The 19,851-nt window shown below is 71.0% G+C and carries 25 protein-coding genes and 2 tRNA genes; 3 read left to right on the forward strand and 24 right to left on the reverse strand.

Annotated elements, in window-relative coordinates; all coding sequences use genetic code 11:
* Positions 1-3 precede the first annotated feature (3 nt).
* Positions 4-1,275: a DNA polymerase Y family protein gene (locus GN153_RS07335; protein ID WP_159901274.1), complete on the reverse strand. Its 1,272-nt coding sequence runs from the start codon at positions 1,273-1,275 to the stop codon at positions 4-6.
* A gap of 30 nt (positions 1,276-1,305) precedes the next feature.
* Positions 1,306-1,479, reverse strand: a complete 174-nt coding sequence (locus tag GN153_RS17470) for a hypothetical protein (RefSeq protein WP_201287821.1) — start codon at positions 1,477-1,479, stop codon at positions 1,306-1,308.
* Between the two features lie 337 nt (positions 1,480-1,816).
* Here GN153_RS17470 and GN153_RS07340 point away from each other — a divergent pair, with 337 nt between their 5' ends.
* Positions 1,817-2,704, forward strand: a complete 888-nt coding sequence (locus GN153_RS07340; RefSeq protein WP_159901276.1) for a J domain-containing protein — start codon at positions 1,817-1,819, stop codon at positions 2,702-2,704.
* A gap of 24 nt (positions 2,705-2,728) precedes the next feature.
* Here GN153_RS07340 and menD read toward each other — a convergent pair whose 3' ends face one another.
* Positions 2,729-4,480, reverse strand: coding sequence for a 2-succinyl-5-enolpyruvyl-6-hydroxy-3-cyclohexene-1-carboxylic-acid synthase (gene menD, locus GN153_RS07345; protein WP_159901278.1), 1,752 nt, complete (start codon positions 4,478-4,480; stop codon positions 2,729-2,731).
* 3 nt (positions 4,481-4,483) lie between these two features.
* The gene (locus GN153_RS07350) at positions 4,484-5,827 is read right to left on the reverse strand and encodes an isochorismate synthase (RefSeq protein WP_159901280.1); all 1,344 of its coding nucleotides are present in this window, start codon (positions 5,825-5,827) and stop codon (positions 4,484-4,486) included.
* Positions 5,828-6,098: 271 nt separating this feature from the next.
* Here GN153_RS07350 and GN153_RS07355 point away from each other — a divergent pair, with 271 nt between their 5' ends.
* On the forward strand, positions 6,099-6,314 hold the full coding sequence (locus GN153_RS07355; protein WP_159901282.1) for a ribbon-helix-helix domain-containing protein: 216 nt from the start codon (positions 6,099-6,101) through the stop codon (positions 6,312-6,314).
* Between the two features lie 61 nt (positions 6,315-6,375).
* Positions 6,376-6,654, forward strand: a complete 279-nt coding sequence (locus tag GN153_RS07360) for a UPF0058 family protein (RefSeq protein ID WP_159901284.1) — start codon at positions 6,376-6,378, stop codon at positions 6,652-6,654.
* On the opposite strand, the gene idsA3 is transcribed toward GN153_RS07360, so the two are convergent.
* The 20 genes from idsA3 to GN153_RS07460 all read right to left on the reverse strand — a co-directional run bounded on the left by idsA3 (position 6,655) and on the right by GN153_RS07460 (position 19,732).
* Positions 6,655-7,686 carry a geranylfarnesyl diphosphate synthase gene (idsA3, locus tag GN153_RS07365; RefSeq protein WP_159901286.1) on the reverse strand — a complete coding sequence of 344 codons (1,032 nt, stop codon included), beginning with the start codon at positions 7,684-7,686 and terminating at the stop codon, positions 6,655-6,657.
* Positions 7,687-9,036 (reverse strand): ribonuclease J, encoded by a 1,350-nt coding sequence (locus GN153_RS07370; RefSeq protein ID WP_159901288.1) that lies wholly within the window; start codon positions 9,034-9,036, stop codon positions 7,687-7,689. It lies immediately after the preceding gene.
* Positions 9,037-9,376: 340 nt separating this feature from the next.
* On the reverse strand, positions 9,377-10,705 hold the full coding sequence (locus tag GN153_RS07375; RefSeq protein ID WP_159901290.1) for a hypothetical protein: 1,329 nt from the start codon (positions 10,703-10,705) through the stop codon (positions 9,377-9,379).
* Between the two features lie 72 nt (positions 10,706-10,777).
* Positions 10,778-11,515 (reverse strand): isopentenyl phosphate kinase, encoded by a 738-nt coding sequence (locus GN153_RS07380; RefSeq protein ID WP_159901292.1) that lies wholly within the window; start codon positions 11,513-11,515, stop codon positions 10,778-10,780.
* Positions 11,512-12,516, reverse strand: a complete 1,005-nt coding sequence (mvk, locus tag GN153_RS07385) for a mevalonate kinase (RefSeq protein ID WP_159901294.1) — start codon at positions 12,514-12,516, stop codon at positions 11,512-11,514. Before mvk ends, GN153_RS07380 begins: the two co-directional genes overlap by 4 nt.
* A 37-nt stretch (positions 12,517-12,553) precedes the next feature.
* On the reverse strand, positions 12,554-12,922 hold the full coding sequence (locus GN153_RS07390) for a DUF5518 domain-containing protein (RefSeq protein WP_159901296.1): 369 nt from the start codon (positions 12,920-12,922) through the stop codon (positions 12,554-12,556).
* Between the two features lie 61 nt (positions 12,923-12,983).
* Positions 12,984-13,370: a DUF5518 domain-containing protein gene (locus tag GN153_RS07395; protein ID WP_159901298.1), complete on the reverse strand. Its 387-nt coding sequence runs from the start codon at positions 13,368-13,370 to the stop codon at positions 12,984-12,986.
* Between the two features lie 115 nt (positions 13,371-13,485).
* A complete protein-coding gene (rpsB, locus tag GN153_RS07400; protein ID WP_159901300.1) occupies positions 13,486-14,328 on the reverse strand; it encodes a 30S ribosomal protein S2 in 843 nt (280 codons plus the stop codon).
* Positions 14,325-15,554, reverse strand: coding sequence for a phosphopyruvate hydratase (gene eno, locus GN153_RS07405; protein WP_159901302.1), 1,230 nt, complete (start codon positions 15,552-15,554; stop codon positions 14,325-14,327). Before eno ends, rpsB begins: the two co-directional genes overlap by 4 nt.
* Positions 15,551-15,730, reverse strand: a complete 180-nt coding sequence (locus tag GN153_RS07410; RefSeq protein ID WP_159901304.1) for a DNA-directed RNA polymerase subunit K — start codon at positions 15,728-15,730, stop codon at positions 15,551-15,553. Before GN153_RS07410 ends, eno begins: the two co-directional genes overlap by 4 nt.
* Positions 15,730-15,930, reverse strand: coding sequence for a DNA-directed RNA polymerase subunit N (locus GN153_RS07415; RefSeq protein ID WP_159901306.1), 201 nt, complete (start codon positions 15,928-15,930; stop codon positions 15,730-15,732). Before GN153_RS07415 ends, GN153_RS07410 begins: the two co-directional genes overlap by 1 nt.
* A 2-nt stretch (positions 15,931-15,932) precedes the next feature.
* Positions 15,933-16,331, reverse strand: a complete 399-nt coding sequence (locus GN153_RS07420) for a 30S ribosomal protein S9 (RefSeq protein WP_159901308.1) — start codon at positions 16,329-16,331, stop codon at positions 15,933-15,935.
* On the reverse strand, positions 16,325-16,768 hold the full coding sequence (locus GN153_RS07425) for a 50S ribosomal protein L13 (protein ID WP_159901310.1): 444 nt from the start codon (positions 16,766-16,768) through the stop codon (positions 16,325-16,327). The genes GN153_RS07420 and GN153_RS07425 overlap by 7 nt, the downstream gene beginning before the upstream one ends.
* Positions 16,765-17,115 carry a 50S ribosomal protein L18e gene (locus GN153_RS07430; protein WP_159901312.1) on the reverse strand — a complete coding sequence of 117 codons (351 nt, stop codon included), beginning with the start codon at positions 17,113-17,115 and terminating at the stop codon, positions 16,765-16,767. The genes GN153_RS07425 and GN153_RS07430 overlap by 4 nt, the downstream gene beginning before the upstream one ends.
* 108 nt (positions 17,116-17,223) lie before the next feature.
* Positions 17,224-17,308, reverse strand: a tRNA-Leu gene (locus tag GN153_RS07435).
* A 123-nt stretch (positions 17,309-17,431) separates the two neighbouring features.
* A complete protein-coding gene (locus tag GN153_RS07440) occupies positions 17,432-18,208 on the reverse strand; it encodes a DNA-directed RNA polymerase subunit D (RefSeq protein WP_159901314.1) in 777 nt (258 codons plus the stop codon).
* Positions 18,209-18,210: 2 nt separating this feature from the next.
* Positions 18,211-18,591 (reverse strand): 30S ribosomal protein S11, encoded by a 381-nt coding sequence (locus GN153_RS07445; RefSeq protein ID WP_159901316.1) that lies wholly within the window; start codon positions 18,589-18,591, stop codon positions 18,211-18,213.
* The gene (locus tag GN153_RS07450; RefSeq protein WP_159901318.1) at positions 18,591-19,112 is read right to left on the reverse strand and encodes a 30S ribosomal protein S4; all 522 of its coding nucleotides are present in this window, start codon (positions 19,110-19,112) and stop codon (positions 18,591-18,593) included. The genes GN153_RS07445 and GN153_RS07450 overlap by 1 nt, the downstream gene beginning before the upstream one ends.
* The gene (locus GN153_RS07455) at positions 19,112-19,630 is read right to left on the reverse strand and encodes a 30S ribosomal protein S13 (RefSeq protein WP_159901320.1); all 519 of its coding nucleotides are present in this window, start codon (positions 19,628-19,630) and stop codon (positions 19,112-19,114) included. Before GN153_RS07455 ends, GN153_RS07450 begins: the two co-directional genes overlap by 1 nt.
* A gap of 18 nt (positions 19,631-19,648) precedes the next feature.
* A tRNA-Ser gene (locus GN153_RS07460) sits at positions 19,649-19,732 on the reverse strand.
* Positions 19,733-19,851: the final 119 nt, after the last annotated feature.

Here is a 19,851-nt window from a genome sequence, read left to right on the forward strand (position 1 = left end):
CCCTCAAAACTCCCACAGTGACCGCTGCCCCGACCGGCTGGCAGACGAGTCGGACTCGTCGGCTCCCTCGGATCCGGACCCAGTCCCGGCATCCGCATCGGCCTCCGCGTAGGAGTCAAGGCTGGCCTGGTCGCGGTCGGCGAAGGAGAGCTTCGAGACCCGGACGCCGACCTTCCGGACCGGGTCGCCGGCGAACTCCTCGAACAGCGAGAGGGCGGTCTCCTCGACGAGGTCGGCGTCGGCGACCGGCCCCGGCAGCGACTCCGTGCGGGTGTTGACCTCGAAGGGCGGCTCAACGGCCTTGATCCCGATCGTCCGGTAGAGGACGTCCTTCCGCTCGGCGCGGGCGGCGACGGCCGCCGCGAGCGTCCGCACGCGCTCGCGCTGGCGGTCGGGCTCGGCAGTCGCCTCCGGGAAGGCCGACTCCCGGGAGAGGCTCTTGGGCCGCCCCGTCGGCTCGACGCTCCGGTCGTCCTCCCCGCGGGCGTATCGGCGGACCGCCAGCCCGCGCTCGCCGAAGCGGTCGGCCAGCCGGTCCGGGTCGGTCGCCGCCAGGTCGCCGGCGGTCTCGACGCCCATCTCCCGGAGTTCGCTGGCGGTGACGGGGCCGACGCCGTGGACCGCCTCGACGTCGAGGGGCGCGAAAAACTCCCGGACCTCGCCGGGCTCGACGACGACTAGCCCGTCGGGCTTGTCGCGGTCGCTGGCGACCTTCGCTGCGCTCATCGTCGGCGCGACGCCGACGCTGGCGGTGACGCCGACCTCGCGCTCGATGTCCGTTTTCAGGTCGCGGGCGAACGCCTCGACCCCCTCCCAGCTCACGTTGCTCGCGTTCAGGTACGCCTCGTCGATGCTCACCTCGCGGACAGTCCCGGCCCGCTCGTGGAGCAGCGCCTTCACCTCCGCCGCGACCGACTCGTAGAAGTCCATGTCGACCGGCCGGTAGAAGCCGGCGTCCTCGACGGCCAGGTCGGGGTCGGTCGCCGCCTCGATCTTGCGGGGGAGCGCCTCGAGTGCCGTCGAGATGGCCTGTGCGCTCTCGACGCCGTACGTCCGGGCCTCGTAGCTCGCGGTCGCGACGGCGCCGTGGGTCTCCCCGGGCTCGTACCCCATCCCCACGACCACGGGTTCGCCGCGCAACCCGGGCTCGCGCAGCCGCTCGCAGGCCGCGTAGAAGCAGTCCATGTCGACGTGACAGACCACCTGCGTGGCGCCGTCGTCACCGTCGCTGGCGCCGAACCACGACCCGTCGTCCGCGGCAGGTGGTCCTTCCATCGGTCGGTGAGCGGCGCCCCCGTCGGCGCGTCACTTGCCGCTGAAGCGGGAGCTGAACAGCCCCGACAGGAACGCCGAGACCGCGACCGCCAGCGCGACGTCGGTCAGGTCGTACTCCTCGCCGTCCTCCGCGAGGTAGACGGTGATCCCCACGCTGATCGCGACCGAGACGATGCCGTTCAGGAGGTCCTTTCCCAGTCCCATAGGTGTGTCTGGGGCCGCGACGCGAATGTGCTTTTCGGCGCGGCCGGGGCTCGCGGAGCGGCGGCCGAAAACCGCGGGGTGGTGTTGCCGGCCGGCAATCACCTGGTCCGTTGCCTGGAAAGCGGTGCCAATCACCGGAACTGTCGGCGGTGGTTCCCGCCGAGAGCCCCACGCCCCAGGGCTCCATGTGTATGTTTGCCACACCCACACTTAATCCTGTCGGCGAGCGGGTCCGGGAGACCGCCGGAGCAGGTGTCGCGGCGGCGACGGCACGGGCCCCGCTTTACCGGGCGCCACGGGAGGTTTTTTACCGGCGGCAGCGATCTCCGGGTAAGCAGTGACCCGGACGTACTACGACCTGCTCGGGGTGTCCCCGGAGGCCTCCGCCGAGGCGGTCGAGCGGGCCTACCGCGAGCGGCTGAAGGAAACCCACCCCGACGTGAGCGACGCAGCCGACGCTCGCGACCGGACCCGGCGGCTCATCGAGGCCCGGGACGTGCTCACCGACGCGAGCGAGCGGGCCCGTTACGACCGCCTCGGCCACGAGGCCTACGTCGGGCTCAAGGACACCGACGCGCAGTGGGCCGGCCGGACGGCCGGGCAACCGACCGCGGACGCCCGCGAAACGACCGACGCGAGCGAGTCCCGAACCGGGCGCGGGAGGGGCGGCCGTAGCCATCAGGAGACCACAGCAGCCGACCGGGAAGGGCCCGGCGACGACAGCAGCACGGGGAGCGGGCGCGGCGAACGCGGTGCGAGCTGGAGTGAGGGGCGGAGGGCCCGCGAGCACGTCGGCACGCCGTCGTGGTCGGGACACCGGGAGGCGCGGGCGGGGGCCGCCCGGGCCTGGAACCCGGACTCGCCGTACGCGGTTCACCGCACTGAGGGCGGGTTACACGGTAGCCGGCTCTCCCCTGTCGGCCCGTCGCTGGTGTTGTTGGGTGCCGCGTTTCTGACGTATCCGGTGCTCGTCGCGGGCGTGCTCTTCCCGGGCTTTCCGCTGCTCGCGCGGGTGCTCGTCGGCGGCTGCGCGCTCGGACTCGTCGCCTACCTCCAGTCGGTCCCGGAGGTCGGGATGGCTGTCTTCGGGACCTGGTTCGTCCTCGGGCCGGCCGCCCTCGTGGCACTCGGCGTCCCGCTGGTGTCGGCTCGCGGTGCGGTCGTCGCGGTCGCGACGGGCGTGCCGCTCGGCCTCTCGGCGCTGGTCCGGGTCGCCCTCCGGTGACCGGGCGGCACCGCGGACGCGGTATCAAATGGCGTCACAGACCCGGTCGTGAAGTTGCTCGCGAAAGCGGTGGCTGGCCTCGCCGTCGGTCTCCACCTCGAGGACCTGCGTCCCCTCGCGGCCGAGGCTGTCCTCGAACCGCTCGACGAAGTCCTCGCGGCTCCCGGCGGTGGCGAACTCCAGGTCGTAGAGCTCGCCCGTCCCCTCGAAGTCCAGCCCGTGGGGCGTCTTGAACTGCTCGGTAAAGGGCGGGTCGAAGTCCTCGACCGGGAGTTTGTGGAAGATGCCGCCGCCGTCGTTGTTGACGAGGACGACCGTCGCGTCGACGCCACACCGCTCCAGCGCCAGCAGCCCGTTCATGTCGTGGTAGTACGCCAGGTCACCCGTGACGAGCACCAGCGGGTCGTCGGTCGCGCTGCCGGCACCCAGCGCCGTCGAGGTGACCCCGTCGATGCCGCTGACGCCGCGGTTCCCGAACGCCCGGACGTCGGCGGCCCGGGGCCGGCCGAAGCGGTCCAGGTCCCGGACGGGCATGCTGTTCGAGACGAACAGCGTCGCCGGGTCCGGCAGGCGGCGGGCCACCTCGCGGAGGAGTGCCCCCTCGAAGAGCCGCTCCTCGCAGGCCTCGGCCACCAGCGGCCAGTAGTCGGCCTCGGCGCCGGCGAAGCGGCCGTGCCAGTCGGGGCTCCCGCCGTCCTCGACCGCGGCGGCGAGCTCGTCGGCCAGCGGCGACGGGTCCGCCACGACCAGGTCCGTGGCAGTGAACTCCGCCTCCCGCCATCCTCCGGCGGGGTCGACGACGACCTGCCGGGCATCGGCGGCTGCGAGATACTTCCGGAGCGTCTTCGAGGTGGGCGAGGCGCCAAAGCGGAGCACGAACTCGGGGTCGGCCCACGCCGCCGCGCCGTCGAGGTAGGAGTCGTACCCGCCACAGACGGTCGTCCGCTCGACGTGTGGGCCAAAGCGCAGCCCCGAGAGCGGGTCCGCGAGCACGGGGAACCCGGTCGCCTCGGCGAGCCGGGACAGCGCCGGCCGGGCCGGCGTCGGCCGGTCGGCCGGGCCACAGACCACCAGCCCCCGGTCGACGTCCTCGACCGCCCCCGCCAGCGCCTCGACGTCCGCACGCCGGAGCCGGGTCTTCCCGCGGGTCCTGGTGACGAAGGGGCCGACCCGCCCGGTCGCCGCCTCGGGGTGCTCGCGCTCGAACCCCTCGGGGACGTCGCCGGGCACCTCGACCGGCTCCAGCGGCTTGCGGAAGGGGACGTTCAGGTGGACCGGGCCGGGTGGGGTTCCGGTCGTCTCGGCGACCGCCCGGTCGACGGTCGTCCGCAGCGAGCGCAGCTTCCGGGCCTCGGGCTCTGGCTCGGGGAGCGTCCGGTGGTACCGGACCGCGTCGCCGTAGAGGTCCGTCTGGTCTGTGGTCTGATTGGCGCCGCTGTCCCGCAACTCGGGCGGGCGGTCGGCTGTCAGCGCCAGCAGCGGTACCCGGGACTCGCTCGCCTCCAGGACCGCCGGGTGGAAGTTGGCCGTCGCCGTCCCGGAGGTACAGACGAGCGCGGTCGGTACCCCCGTCCGGCGGCCACGCCCCAGCGCGAAGAAGGCCGCCGACCGCTCGTCGAGATGCGAGAAGACCTCGAGCTGGGGGTGCTCGGAGACGGCGACGGTCAGCGGCGTCGACCGGCTGCCCGGCGCGACACAGACCGCCTCGACGCCGGTCGCTGCGAGCTCCTCGGCGATAGCCCGTCCCCACAGCGTGTTCCGGTTCGGTGCGCTCATCGGTCACTCCAGTTCGTCCATCACGGGCCGGTACTTCAGCTGCAGTTCGTCCCACTCGCTGTCGGGGTCGCTGTCGGCGACGATGCCCGCGCCGGCAAACAGCGTCGCAGCGTCCCGGCGGGCCAGCGCCGACCGGATGGCGACGCCGAAGGTCCCGTCGCCCGCGGCGTCGAACCACCCCACAGGGGCGGCGTACCACCCGCGGTCGAAGGCCTCCGTCTCGCGGATCGTCCGCAGGGCTTCGTCCGGTGGCAGTCCCCCGACCGCCGGCGTGGGGTGCAACGCCTCGACCAGCGTGAGGACGTGCTCGTCGCGGGTGAGCGTCGCCTGCATCGGCGTCCGGAGGTGCTGGACGGTCGCGAGCCGCCGGACCGTCCGGGTCCCCGTCCGGATCGAGGCCGCCAGCGGGGCGAGCTGGTCGCGGACCGCGTCGGCCACGAGCTCGTGCTCGTGGACGTCCTTCTCGGAGTCCCGCAGCTCGGAGGCGAGCCACTCGTCCTCGGCCGGCGTATCCCCGCGGCCGGTCGAGCCGGCGAGCGCCTCGGTCTGGACAGTTCGCCCCTCCAGCGAGACCAGCCGCTCGGGGGTCGCGCCGAAGAAGGCCCCGCCGCGTTCGGGCTCGACCAGGAAGCGAAAGCAGCCGGGGTAGGTGTCGCTGAGCCGGTCGAGCGTGTCCACGACGTCGAGTTCATCCGCAAGGTCGACCTCCAGAGACTGGGCGAGTACGACCTTCCGGAGGTCCCCGCGGCGCACGCTCGCGGTGGCGTCGGTCACCTGCCGGCGCCACCCCGCGAGCGAGGGCGTGGGCCGGCTGTCGGCCACCCCGGGCGGCCCGACCGCCCCCAGGTCGGGCAGGGCTGCGAGCCGGTCGCGCCAGCGTTCGAGCCGGCGTTCGGCGCGGGCGGCCGCGTCGGGTCCGGTGGCGGCCGTCGTCAGCCAGCCGTGACCGTTCGCCAGCGACAGCTGCACGGCCGGCAACACGAACAGCGCGCCGGGGTACCCCTCCCAGGTCGCGCCCGGTCCGGGGTCGGCGTGCCCCTCGTGAAAGGCGAACCCGCCGTAGAGCCGCGGCCGCGCGGCCTCGGGAAGGTCAAGCGGGACCTCGAGCCCGGCAAACACCGCCTCGGCGCGCTCGCGGACGTGCTCGAACCGGTCGGGGCCCTCCGCGGAGACGGTCGCCGCTACCCCGCCGGCGACGAGCGTCGTCGTGGCGTCGGCCCACGCGACCCGGGGGCGGCCGGCCGCCCGCAGCAGCGGTTTGACGGGGCTGCCCTCGATGCGGCACCAGCGGACGGCCCCGTCGACTGCTCGCCGGCCGGCGCGCTCCTCACCGCGCGGTCGTTCCATCCTCTCGGGGTACGGGATCCGGACATTTGGACCTAACTATAGTGCCCGAGTGGCCACCGCGACCGGAGACCGGCAGGCCGCCGCTCCCGCTGCCGGAGCGGGAGCTTCGCGCTCCGGAGCGACGCCGCCCGACGGACGGACGATACGGTCATCTGAAAGTTCGCATCTTCCTCTCCAAAGTTCGCTTTTTCTTCCGACAGGACGTTTTTCGAGTTCGGGAACATTCCCCGTCAGGTTTAAATACACCTCCATGCAAGCGGGACATGTTGCGATGCCAAAGGTAGAGATAACCATCCCTGAGCATCTCGAGATGCAGATCGCTCAGCTGGTCGAGCGGGGCGAGTTCCTCAACCGCGAGGAGGCGATCGAGGATCTGCTCTCCACTGGACTGAAAGCCTACAAGACGAGTGGCCCGACGAACGAGGAGGAGGAGCCGGGGTACGAGGACGACGGCATGATGGGCCACGACGACGAGTACGTCTTCTGAGGACCCGTTCTGGTATCGGCTCCCAAGCAAGGTTTAACCGCGCGTCCGTCGTATTCCGCCCATGCACAAAGACGAGCTGCTCGAGCTCCACGAGCAGATGGTGACGATCAAGGAGTACTTCGCGGGACTGGAGCAGGTCGACCCCGCGCTGTTCGAGCCGTACGAGGAGCTGGACGTGACCCCCGACGACGTCCACATGTCCAAAAGCGAACACAAACACGCCGTGTTCGTGCTGGGTAACGCCCTGGCCAACGCCATGAGCGAGGACGAGTTCTCCGACGCCGGCCGCGTCGGCAAGCGGATGCGCGAGCTCGCAGAGGACGCCGAGCGCAAGCTGTAGTCAGTACTCGCGTTCGATGAGGTAGTCCGCAACGGAGGCCAGCAGGTCGCTGGCCTCGTTGTCCGGGAGCGCGTCGAGGTGGTTCTTCCCGCTTCGCACGAGCCCGCGGGCTCGCTCGCGAGCGAACTCGATGCTGCCGGCCGCCTCGAGTTCGTCGAGCGCGGCGTCGATCTCCGTCTCGGTGACTGCCTCGACCGAGCCCGCGTCGACCAGGTCGTCGACGTCGACCCCCTGGTTGCGGGCGTGAACCGTGATCAGGGTCTGTTTGCCCTCGACGAGGTCGCTGCCGCGCTGTTTGCCCAGCTTCTCCGTCGGCGTCGTCAGGTCGAGCAGGTCGTCCTGGATCTGGAAGGCGCGTCCGATGTCGAGGCCGTAGCTGTGGAGGGGTTCGACGGCGTCGTCGTGACCGAGGATGACCGCCGGGATCGAGGCCGCGGCGGCGTACAGCACTGCAGTCTTGAGCTCGACCATCCGCAGGTACTCGTCGGGCGTGACCGCCGCTCTGCCCTCGAAGTCGATGTCCAGTGACTGTCCCTCGCAGATCTCGGTGCAGGTGGTGGCGAGTTCGGACAGGGCCCGGACCGACCGCTCGGCCGGTGCGCCCGTCTCCAGCATGTTCTCGAAGGCCTTCGAGTAGAGGGTGTCGCCGGCGAGGATCGCCGTCGAGAGGTCGAACTCCCGGTGGACCGCCGGCACCCCGCGGCGGACGTCGTCGTCGTCCATGATGTCGTCGTGGATCAGGGTAAAGGACTGGATGATCTCCACGCTGACCGCCGCCCGCATGACGTCGACCTCGCCGTCGACGGCGGGAAAGGACCGGTAGTCCGCGGCCAGGGGGGAGACGTCCGCGAGCGACTCGGCCGCGAGCAACAGCACCGTCGGCCGGAGCCGCTTGCCGCCGGCCTGCAGGAGGTAGCGGGAGGCCTCGTAGAGGCGTTCGGGCTCGGCGAGCGGGAGGTCCTCGTCGATGGCCTCGTTGACCCGCTCCCGGCGGCTGGCGACCGCCCGCTCGACCGCCTGCTGCCCCGCCATCTACTCCTCGACGAGGGTGATCATGTTGCCGTTGCGCGTGACGTGCAGGTCGCGCCCGAGCTGGTACCCCTGGTTCTCCGCGAGGTCGACGTAGGGGGCGAACCCGCCCATGTCCTGATGGGCGGGGATCACGTGCTGGGGCTGGAGGGTATCCAGCATCTCGTAGTGGCCCTCCGAGCGGAGGTGGCCCGAGACGTGGATGTCGTCGTAGATCCGGGCGCCCTGCATGCCGAGCAGGCGCTCGGACTGGTAGCGCTGCCCCTCGTTCGTGGGCTCGGGGATGACCCGTGCGCTGAAGATGACCTTGTCGCCGTTATCCAGCTCGTATGGGGTCTCCCCGCGGCCCATCCGGGTCAACATCGCGCGGGGCTCGCCCTGGTGACCGGTCACGATCGGCAGGAAGTTCTCCTTGCCCTCGTTCATGATCCGCTTGAACGTCCGGTCCACCGACTTCCGGTGGCCGTACATCCCCAGGTCGTCGGGGAACTCGACGAAGTCCAGCCGCTCGGCCGTCCCGGAGTACTTCTCCATCGACCGCCCGAGCAGGACGGGCTGGCGCCCGATGTCGTCGGCGAACTCCACGAGGCTCTTGACGCGGGCGATGTGGCTGGAGAACGTGGTGGCGACGATCCCGCCGTCGTAGTCTTCGATGCTGTGGATGACGTCCCTGAGGTGGCGGCGCGCGACGGACTCGCTGGGCGTGCGGCCCTTGCTGCCCGCGTTCGTGCAGTCCTCGATGTAACAGAGGACGCCGCCGTCCTCCCGGGCGATCTCCCGGAACCGCTTCATGTCGATGGGGTCGCCGATGACCGGCGTGTGGTCCATCCGCTTGTCGAGCCCGTAGACGATCGAGCCCTCCGGCGTGTGCAGGACGGGGTTGATCGCGTCGATGATCGAGTGGGTGACGTTGACGAACTCGAGTTCGTTGTCGTCGCCGATCCGCATCGTCCCGCCGGCCTCCATCTTCACGAGGTCGTTCTGGACGCCGAACTTCTCCTCGCTCTGGATCTGCTGTTTGACCAGTTCGATGGTGTAGGGCGTGGCGACGATTGGCGCGTCGTACCGGTGGGCCAGCTTCGAGATGGCGCCGATGTGGTCGAGGTGGCCGTGGGTCGGCACGATGGCCTTCACGTCCCCCTCCAGGTCGGACATGATCCGGTCGTCGGGGATCGCACCCATGTCGATGAGGTCGAGCGAGTGCATCCGCTCGGTCTCGACGTTGTCGTGGATCAGCACCTTCGAGAGGTTCAGCCCCATGTCGAAGACGACGACGTCGTCGCCCGCACGTACCGCAGTCATCTGCCGCCCGACCTCCTCGTAACCGCCGATTGTCGCGATTTCGATCTCCATTGTATCACTCCGAGATGCCGTCCTGGCGGCCCGCCGGCGGGAGAGCCCGCGTGGCCGGCAACACCCGCGTCTTGCGGGGTCGCCGGCGTCGCGTGGTCCCGGACACACCTCGTGGGCCGGCACCCGACTGGGGTGCCGACCGCGTGTGCCCGCCGGCCGTCGCACCGTCCTCGGACGGCCTGACACTCGGTTAGGGGCGCCTACGACGGGCGACGGTAAAAACTGTGGGGATTCCCCGGGAGAGCTTATAAACCGGACACGGATGCTGGGAGACCCACCGCGGACGACCCGCGGTACCTCGGGGGACGAGCGAGGGCGAACCCGGGGAATAGCCCGGACGCTACCCGTCCTCGTTGGGGTCAGCGAGCGGGTCCGACGGCGCCGTCGACCCTGCCGGTTCGAACCCGCCCTGTGACCCCTCGGCCTCCGTCGGCTCGAACTCCCCATCCTCCGCGGATCCCCCCGTGTCCACCGGCTCGTCGTCCGGCTCCCCGTCGAAACCCTCCTCGAACCAGTCCTCCCGTTCGGTCACGCCGCTGCCCGCCCCGGTGTCGTCGTCCGGACCGGACTCTCGGTCGGGGCCGGGCTCCGAGGTCGCGCCCGAGGTGCCGAAGGCGATCTCCTCTGGGGACGGTTCGCGTGGCCCGGCCGGCTCGCCGTCGTCAGCGTCGGCGGCGGGGGCGGAACCGGTGGCGGAACCGGGATCGGAATCGGAGCCGGAACCGGCGTCGGGGTCGACCGGCTCCGTCTCCAGCTCCCCGACCGGTCGGCCCGCCTCCGCGGTGTCGTCATCCCCGAAATCCGCCCCGGCGGGGCCGGCGTCGGCGCTCCCCGCGTCGCCGGCATCGGACTCCTCGACCTCGGCGTCTGACTCCGGCCCCGTCGTGACCGAGCCGGTCCCCGACGGCTCCGGTGTGTCGGCCCCGCCGACGTCGACTGTCACCGTGTCGGACTCGCCGGCGGTACCGGCGTCCGCCTCCGCCGCCGCGGCGTCGGGGTCGCTCCCGCCGGACGGCCCGCTGGCGCCGGTCTCCGCGGCCTCCTGCCCGGACCCCTCCCCGCCGTTCCCCCCGGCTGCGGGCGGTTCGACGCCTCCGGACTCCGTCGACCGGTCGGCCGACCCGGCCGGTTGTTCGCTCCGGTCGGCCGCCACCCCGCTCTCGGTCCCGGCCTCGGCTCCGGTCCTGGCCCCGGTTCCGGCTTCGGCCCCGGCCGCGGACGCCGGCGACTGCGACCGGGCACCGCCCGGCGTCGGGTCCCGGTCCGGCTCCGGAGACGGGGGTGTCGTGTCGCGTCCCCCCTCGTTGCTGGCCTCCTGACCCTCCGTTTCGGCGTCGCTTCCAGTTGCCGACGGCGCTGCCCGTTCGCCGGCGACCGACAATTCGGCTCCGGCGACCCCCATCGCGACGCTGTCGGCGACGAGTTTGTTCAGGGTCGCCAGCAGCCCCGCACCGAGCACGTAGAAACCGAGAAAAGCGAGGACCGCGCCGGCGGCGACGGTCGCCGGCTCCTCGACCGGTGGCGGCCCGGGGGTGATTGCGGCCAGCCCCGGCCACGCGAGGCTGTACCCCAGGCCGAACAGGGCACCGCCGACGGCGACGACCAGAAGCACGTACGCGAACAGCTTGGCGCCGTACCTCGTGCTCCGGACACTTCGAACGGCTGTCATACCCTCACCATGGACGAACGGGATCAAAGAGCTTTCGGCCCCGTCGTCGTGGTTCACTCACTGCGGGGGCGGTCACCCGCCGCCGATCGCCGTCCCGGGTGCCCCGCCGGCGAGAAACGGCTCCAGCCCGTCGGGACCGAAGACGTGTGCGGGAGTCGATAGGTCGAGCAGCGTGCGGACTTTGCCCGCCATGCCGCCGGTGACGTCGGCCCCGGCGCTCCCGCCCAGCGCCCCGGCGGCGTCGTCCCAGCTGTCGATACGGTCGATGACCGCCCCGTCGGCGTCGAGCACGCCGGGCACCTCGCTACAGAGGCCGACGCGGTCGGCGTCGAGCGACCGGGCCAGCGAGGTCACTATCTCGTCGCCGCTGAGGATGGTCGCGCCGGCACCCTCCTGGACCACGGGGTCGGCGTGGACGACCGGGAGAAACCCCTCTCCGAGCATCCGCTCGACGGCGCCCGCTGGCAGCGAGAGGGTGCCGGCCGCGTCCCGCGAGGCGACGGCGAGCGTGTCGACCGGCAAGGCCGGCACCCCGCGCTCCTGCAGTGCCCCGACGACCGCGTCGCTGAGGTCGGTCATCGCGTCGTGGATGTCCGTCACGGCCGCGGCCTCGCGGGTTCCGTCGGTGTCGGTGACGCCGTGGGCCTCGGCCCGCGGGTGGGCGAAACTCCCCCCGCCGTGGACGAGCACGAGCCCGTCGCTCGCGGCCGCGACGGCGTCGGCGGCCGCAGCGAGCCCCGCCCCGTCGAGCGTTCCCTCGCGTTCCTTGTCGGTGATGACGCTCCCGCCGAGTTTGAGCACCGTCGTCATGTGCTGCCCCCGGCCCCGTCGCTCTCTACCCGGACGCCGTCCGTGTCGAGTTCGGCCCGGAAGGAGCGCTCGCAGCCGGGCGTGTAATCGAGCGCGGTGGCGGTCTCGCTGGTGTCGTCCAGCGCGACGATGCAGCCGCCCCCGCCCGCGCCCGTGAGCTTGGCGCCCATCGCGCCGGCGTCCCGCGCGGCCCACACCATCGCGTCCAGCGACCGGGAGGAGACGCCCAGCGCCGACAGCAGCCCGTGGTTGAAGTCCATCAGCCGGCCGACCTCCGCGACGTCCGCCTCGGCCAGCGCCCGCTCGCCACTGCGGACGATGTCGCCGATCGCGGCGACCGTGTCGGCCGCGAAGTCGTAGGACTCCCGCAACTCGCGCACGCTCGCCACGAGCGCGCCCGTGTCGCCCGCGCCGCCGTCGTACCCGATCACGAACGGGAGGTCGGGCGCGTCGGTCGTCCGGCAATCTTCCCCCTCGACGCGGACCGCCCCGCCCATCGTCGAGCAGAAGGTGTCCGCGCGCGAGGCCTGGCCGTCCTGGACCGTGTGCTCGACGCGGTAGGCCCGGTCGGCCAGCTCCCCGCGTGAGAGTTCCACGCCCAGTTCGCGGGTGGCGGCGTCGATGGCCGCGACGGCGACCGCCGCCGACGAGCCCAGTCCGGCCCCCAGCGGGATGTCGCTCTCGATGGTGATCTCGAAGCCCGCGTCGGGGGCGTCGGCCGCGTCCCTGGCCTGTTCGACGGCCTCGTTGACGTAGCCCATCGCGGCCTCCAGCAGCGTGTCCGGGACGTCCACGTCCGGGCGGCCGGCCGCGTCGCCGCTGTACTCGACGGTGAACCCGTCGAGCGTGAGGTCGGAGGAGTGGACGCTGAGCCCCTCCGGCCGGCGCTCGGCGGTGACGCTGGCGCGCTGTTCGATGGCACACGGGACCGCCGGCTCGCCGTAGACCACCGCGTGCTCGCCGAACAGGTACACCTTCCCCGGGGCGCTCGAGGTGACCATGTCCGACCCTGTGTGCGCCGGTAAATACCGGTGTCGGTTAAAATCGTCCGCGGACGCAGGCGCCAACCCACCCGCCGAGCGTCGAGAGTCCGACGATGTAGAAGACCCCGAAGGGCACAGCCGTGACCACGGCCGCCAGTCCGATCCCCTCCACGAACGAAGGCAGACCGAGCACCGCACCAGTGAAGACCGGGAAGAAGACGCTGGTGAGCGTGATGGCCAGCGCGCCGAGCAAAACGAACGCGACCAGGCCGGCCAGGAGGCCCACCTGGAACCCACTGGTCCGGTCGGTCCCGGCCACGTAGCCGCCGACACCCCCGCCAAGCAGGGGAGCGCACGGGAGCAGCGGGGCGGCCGCCACCGTCACGAGAGTTCCGACCAGGACCGCTGTGGCCGTGTCTCTCATACCGAAGGGCGCCCGCGTCCCGGAAAGTGTCTTGTGGGGCGTCCCGTCCCTGACCAGTGCCTCAGAGCAGGTCTTCGTCGTGGATGCGGACGCCAAGCCAGCCGCCGACCGCCGACAGCCCGACGACGTAGACTCCCACGAACAGCGCGCCGAGGAGGAACACGGCAACCCCGAGCCCCGAGACGAAGCCCGGCGGCGCCCCGACCAGACTCGCGATGACCACAAAGAGAAGGCTCCCCAGCAGGACGGCGAAGACCAGCAGCGCCAGGAACGCAACGACACCGGCGAGAGCCCCGACCCGGAGCCCGTCGTTCCGGGCCGTCTCTTGCTCGTCGGCCTCGAGGTAGCCCGCCACCGCCCCGCCGAGCACCGGGGCGAAGGGCAACACGGGTGCGAGCACGAGCGTCACGATCCCGCCGAGGGCGGCGTTGAGCCAGGTCTCGGCCATGGACCCCAGGTCTCCGGGTGCGCGAAAGTGTCTTGTGGTGGTCCGTCTCCGTGGTGGCCACTCACCACGGTGCGACGGAGGAGAACTGTCCTTCGACGGAGGTAGGTCAGCCGGCTCAGATCCCGGACTCGAAGTCCTCGAGGGCGTAGGCGGGCTCGGCACCGCGGCGGTCGAGCGTCTCGTTGGCCAGCAGCCAGTAGACGACCGACAGCGCCTTGCGCCCCTTGTTGTTCGTGGGGACCACGAGGTCGACGTTCGAGGTGGTGTTGTTCGAGTCGCACATCGCGATCACGGGGATGCCGACCGTGATCGCCTCCTTGACGGCCTGGGAGTCGCCGATGGGGTCCGTGACCACCACGACGTCGGGCTCGATGTAGCCGTCGTACTTCGGGTTGGTGAGCGTCCCGGGGATGAACCGGCCCGTGCGTGCGCGGGCGCCCACGGCCTCCGCGAACTTCTCGGCCGGGAACCGGCCGTACTGCCGCGAGGAGGCCACGAGGATCTGCTCGGGGTCGTAGTTCGCCAGGAAGTCCGCCGCCGTCCGGATCCGGCTGTCGGTCATCGAGACGTCCAGCACGTACAGGCCGTCGGTCCGGACGCGGTGGATGAACCGCTCCATGTCCTTGGTTTTCTGCTGGGTGCCGATGTGGACACCCGCCCCGAGGTAGTCGTCGACGGGGATCAGCAGGTCCGCTTCGCTCTCCTCGTCGGGCATCACGTTCTCGTCGAGGGTCGGGCCCGTGTCGTCGGCCTCCTCGGCGTCGGGGTCGCCCTCGCCGGCCTCGCCGGCCGCGTCCGGCTCGGCGTCCGCGTCGCTCGTCGTCTCGGCCCCGGCCTCGGGGGCGGGCTGTTCTGTCTCGGCCTCGGCTTCGTCGGACGCCTCCGGCACCGCCTCCTCGGCGGGCTCGTCGGCGTCGGACTCGGCTGTTTCGAGGCCCTCGTCGTCGTTGCCGCTCATGCGTTGTGTTCGATCCTGATGAGTTCGTTCAGCTTGGCTGTGCGTTCGCCGCCGACCGCGCCCGTCTTGATGTATGGGGCGTCGGTCGCCACCGCCAGGTGGGCGATGGTGGTGTCCTCGGTCTCGCCGCTCCGGTGGGAAACCACGGGGTCGTAGCCGCTCGCGACCGCGCGCTCGATGGCGTCGAACGTGTCGGTCAGCGTCCCGATCTGGTTTGGCTTGACCAGGATGCTGTTTGCCGCGCCGGCCTCGATGCCCCGCTCCAGGCGCTCGACGTTCGTGACGAAGAGGTCGTCGCCACAGACCAGCGTCCGCGCCCGGCCGGAGCCGCCGGGGTCGTTCCCGCCGACCCGCTCGGTCAGCCGGGCGAAACCCTCGAAGTCGTCCTCGTCGAGCGGGTCCTCGACGTAGACGAGGTCGTACTCCTCGACCAGCCCGAGCACGTACTCGACCTGCTCGTCGGGGGTCCGCTCCCGGTCGCCGTACCGGTAGACCCCCGAGTCGCCGTCGTACAGCTCCGCGCCGGCCACGTCGAGCCCGATGCGGACCTGGAAGCCCACGTCGTCCTCGACGCGGGCGACGGCCTCGGCGACGACTTCGAAGGCCTCGCTGTCGTCGATGGAGGGCGCCCACGCGCCCTCGTCGCCTTTCCCGCAGGCGACGCCGCGGTCGGCGAGCAGGTCGGCGACGGCCTCGTGGACGGCCGCGTTCGCGAAGGCCGCCTCCTCGACGCTGGGGGCGCCGACCGGCGCCGCGAGGAACTCCTGGATGTCGGTGGCGTCGGCGGCGTGCTCGCCGCCGCCGACCACGTTCCCCAGCGGGACGGGGAAGCTGTTCCCCCGGAAGGTGCCCCCCAGATGCTGGAAGAGCGGGAGGCCGGCGACGTCGGCACCGGCCTTCGCGGCGGCCATCGAGATGGCCACCGCGCTGTTCGCGCCGATGCCGGAGAAGTCGTCGGTACCGTCGGCGGCGTGCAGCGCGGCGTCGACCTCGCGCTGGTCGCCGGCGAAGACCTCGCCGACCAGCCGTGGGACCGCCTCCGCCCGGGCGGCCGCGATGGCCTCCTCGACGGGCAGTTCGACGGCCTCGTACTCGCCGGTGCTGGCTCCCGACGGCGCCTTCGCGCGACCGAACCCGCCGCTCTCGGTCTCGACGTCGGCCTCGACCGTCGGGTTCCCCCGGGAGTCGAGCACGCGCCGCAGGCGCACGTCGGTCACCAGCGTCACCGGTCGCCACCCCGCCGGACAGTGAAGGGGAGCACGTCTGCGTCGTACTCCTCGGCCGCGATGAGGATCGGCTGGGTCTGGTCGGTGTCGACCAGGACCGGCGCGCCGTAGGCGACCTGCAGGGCTCGCGCCCCGATGATGCGTGCCTTCTCGTAGCGGCTGTCGGTCCGTGCCATCACTGGTAGGGTGCCACGATGTCCACCAGGTCCTTGTGCGAGACGAGCATCCGGCGACAGCAGTGTCGCTCCACGCCGAGTTCGTCGAGCACCTTCTCGGGGTCCTCGGGCTCCTCGGCCTCGCGGGTGCGGGCCTTGAACTCCTCCCAGTGCTCGCCCACGACGTTCCCACACGTGAAACACCGGACTGGTACCATCATGGTTAGCGGTAGGACTTCTGGTAGCGGGCCCGGGCGCCGGGGCCACCCCACTTCTTCTGTTCGGACTGGCGCACGTCGTTGACCAAAAGCGACCGGTCGAAGTCCATGTACGCGTCCCGCAGCTCGGCGTCGTTCGTGTACTGGACGAGGCCGCGGGCGATGGCGGTCCGGGCCGCGTCGGCCTGGCCCATCACGCCGCCGCCCTCGACGGACACCTCGATGTCGACGCCGTCGCGCAGCTCCTCGCCGGCGATCCGGAACGGCTCCAGCATCTTGAGCTGGGCCGACTCCGGCTCGACCAGTTCGACCGGCTGTGCGTTGACCCGCACCTTGCCCTCGCCCTCGCGGACGGTGGCGCGTGCGATCGCCGTCTTCTTCTTGCCTGATGTGTTCGTTACCATGTCACGTTCGCTCCGAGTGCCTCGCTGATGTCGCCCAGCGGGACGAACTTGATGTTCGAGAGCCGGTCCAGCGACGTCCCCTCCAGCACTTCCGCTTCCACCTCGTCCTCGTAGGGGTTGCCCACGTAGACGCGGACGTTCTCGATGGCCTCGCGGCCGCGGGGTCGCTTGTGGGGAACCATCCCGCGGACCGACCGCTTGAAGATGCGGTCGGGCCGGCGGGGATAGGCGGGCCCGCGGTCCGAGCCCACCTCCCGGCGCCCCTGGTACTTCTCGACCAGCTGGTCCTCGCTGCCGGTGATCACGGCCCGCTCGGCGTTGACGACGGCGACTCGCTCGCCGTCGAGCGCGCGCTCGGCGACCTGCGAGGCCACACGGCCCAGGATGCAGTCCCGGGCGTCGACAACGAGGTCGGCGTCGAACTCCGCGACGCTCATCGGATCACCCGCACGTTCGTTCCGTCGGGGTTGTCTTCGAGTGCCTGTTCGAGTCGTTTGGTCTCACCGACCTGCTGGATCTTCGTCTCGGCCGTCCCGGAGAAGTCCACGGCGGCGACGGTGACCTCCTTGCGGAGGGCACCGCTGCCGAGGACCTTCCCCGGCACCACGACCGTCTCGTCCTCCCGGGCGTACCGCTCGATGCGGCCCAGGTTGACTTCGGCGTGGGTGCGCCGCGGTTTCTCCAGGCGGTCGGCGACGTCGCTCCAGACGTCGCCACCGCCGTTTCGGGCGGCCGACTTCAGGTCGGCGATGAGACTACTGAGTCTCGGGTTTGTCTTGCTCATGACCTACCTCCTGAAAAGTACAGGGAGCGGCTGGACAGGGGGGTTCTGAACCTCCCGGGGCCGGCCGCTCGTTCGAGTTTCACGGCTCTGTCGGGTCGAGCCGGAAGATGCAGGGAGCAGGATTTGAACCTGCGGACCCCTACGGGACAGCGCCCTGAACGCTGCGCCGTTGGCCAGACTTGGCTATCCCTGCGCGCATCCGACGGTACTGCCGGGCCCCACAAACCGCTTTCGGAACGGCCGCCGGCCGCCCCAGCCCCGCCGCTCTCCAGCGGGACTGCGACGTTGCCGGCTCGGGCTCGTGGGACTCGGACCATCACAGCTGGACTGCCTCCTTGAGTTCGGTCGCCCGGTCGTCGAGCGTTCCGACGGCCCGAGTCACGAGCTCGTCGACGCTGAAGGAGCCGTCGGTCTCGACGCTGAACACGAAGGCGTTGTCGACGTCGTGGACCTCGAGGTCCTTGCCGGGGTACCGCTGCGTGAGGTCGTTGTCGAAGGTCTCCGCGGGAACCAGGTCGCCGTTCTCGGCGTCGCCCGTCGCGTGTTCGGCCTCCGCTTCCTCGATGACGCCCCGGAGGATCTGGGGTTCCTCGTCGGCGAACTCCTCGCGGTCGCCGACGACCTCGACGCGCTGGAGGTGCCGGTACGCGACCGCCACGCCCCCCTGGTGTTTGGCGTGTTCCCGGCCCGTGTCGAGCACCGCGTCGGCCTCGACTTCCAGCCGCTGGTCCTCCTTGAGGTCGATGACCGGGATGTTGTCGTCGGCCGGCTCCACCATCGGGTCGCTGGAGACGATATCGCCGGAGTAGGCGGTGTCCGGACCCCGGACGTCCAGCGACAGCGTCACCGTGTCGCCGACCTCGAAGTCGTCCAGCGGCGTGGTCAGCGGCACCAGCCCGAGCCGGAGGCCGATCTGCTCGTCGAACATCACGCTCGAGTTCTCGATGACGCGGACGGTGTCGATGCTGAAGGTGGGCACGTCCGCGATCATCGCGCGACGGATCCCGTTGGCGAAGGCGGGAGTGATCCCGCGGACGAGAAACGTCGCCTCGCGCTCGGACCGGTCGACGAACTCGACCTCGTACTCGCTCATGGTCAGAAGCCCGCGTTCTTGGGGCCGCGGGTCCCGTCGTGGGGGATGGGGGTCACGTCCTCGATGCGGCCGATCTCCAGCCCCGCCCGGGCGAGCGCCCGGATGGTCGCCTGGGCGCCCGGCCCGGGGTTTTGCTGCTGGTTGCCGCCGGGGCCGCGGACGCGGACGTCCACGCCCTCGATCCCCTGGGCGAGCACCTCCTCGGCGACGGTCTCGGCCATCTGCATCGCCGCGTAGGGCGAGGCCTCGTCGCGGTTCTGCTTGACGACCGTCCCGCCCGACGACTTCGCGAGCGTCTCCGCGCCCGTCTGGTCGGTGATGGTGATGATGGTGTTGTTGAACGATGCGTGCACGTGGGCGATGCCCCATTTCTCGTCTGCCATTATTGGTCCTCCGCTCGTTCGGGGTGGAGTTCGTCCGTCAGCGGCGAGGCGCTGTCGAAGCCGACGCTGTCCTCCTCGGCCACCTCGACGGTGTAGGAGGGGATGCCGACCCGCTGGCCGTCGACCGTGATGTGGCCGTGGCTGATGAACTGCCGGGCCTGCTGGGGCGTGTTGGCGTAGCCCTTCCGGTAGACGACCGTCTGCAGGCGGCGTTCGAGCACGTCCGTCACGTCCAGCGACAGGACGTCGTCCAGCGAGTCTTGGCTTCCGAGCACGCCGATCCGCTGGAGCCGGGTGAGAAACTCCGCCGACTCCTCGGCGGTGCCGGCGTCGCCCTGTGCCCGGCCCAGCAGCTTCCGCGCCTCCCGGCGGTAGTTGCGCAGCTGGGACTGGGCGCGCCAGAGCTCCTCCTTGTTCTTGAGGCCGTACTTGCCGACCAGCCCGGACTCCTCGGCGATCCGCTCGCCCTGGTAGGGGTGGTTCGGCGTCTCGTAGGCCTTCGTGTTGCTTCCGAGCGCCATTACTCCTCACCCGCCTCCTCTTCCTCGGCCTGCTCTTCCTTGATGGCCTCGACGTTGACGCCGATGGTACCCTCGGTCCGGCCCGTGGACTTGGTGCGCTGGCCGCGGACCTTCTGGCCGCGCTTGTGGCGCACGCCCTTGTAGGAGTCTATCATCTTCATGCGGTTGATGTCCTGCTGGCGGGTCAGGTCCAGGTCGCTGCCGGTCTGGTGGGTCGTCTCGCCGTCGAAGAAGTCGTTGCGGTGGTTGGCGAGCCAGTCCGGCACCTCCTCTGCGAAGCCCTCCACGAGGTCGACGACCTCGTCGATCTTCTCGTCATCGAGTGCACCGATCGTCTCCCGGCGGTCGACGCCGGCCTTCTCGGCGATGATCCGGACGGCTCGGTGCCCGATGCCGTTCAGTTCCGTCAGCGACCGTTCGACGGACTTGGTGCCGTCGAGGTCGTTCTGTCCGATGCGGACGAAGTACTGGATGTCCTCCTCTTGCTCGTCCGCGTCCTCGGGTTGTTCTGCGCTCATGTGTGGGTTGGCTGTGCACGTCGTGGCTGGGATTCGAACCCAGGAGGCTTGCGCCACAGAGTTAGCAACCCTGCGCCTTGGGCCAGGCTTGGCTACCACGACACGCGGGTGGTACTCGCGCCCTCGCGGACTCGGGGCCGGAGCCCCTACACGACTGTACCCTCACTACCCCACCCGGCGTATTTAAACACAACGAAACGGGCGGCCGGCGGCTCCCCGGG

This window comes from Salinirussus salinus (assembly GCF_009831455.1).
GTDB lineage: Archaea > Halobacteriota > Halobacteria > Halobacteriales > Haloarculaceae > Salinirussus > Salinirussus salinus.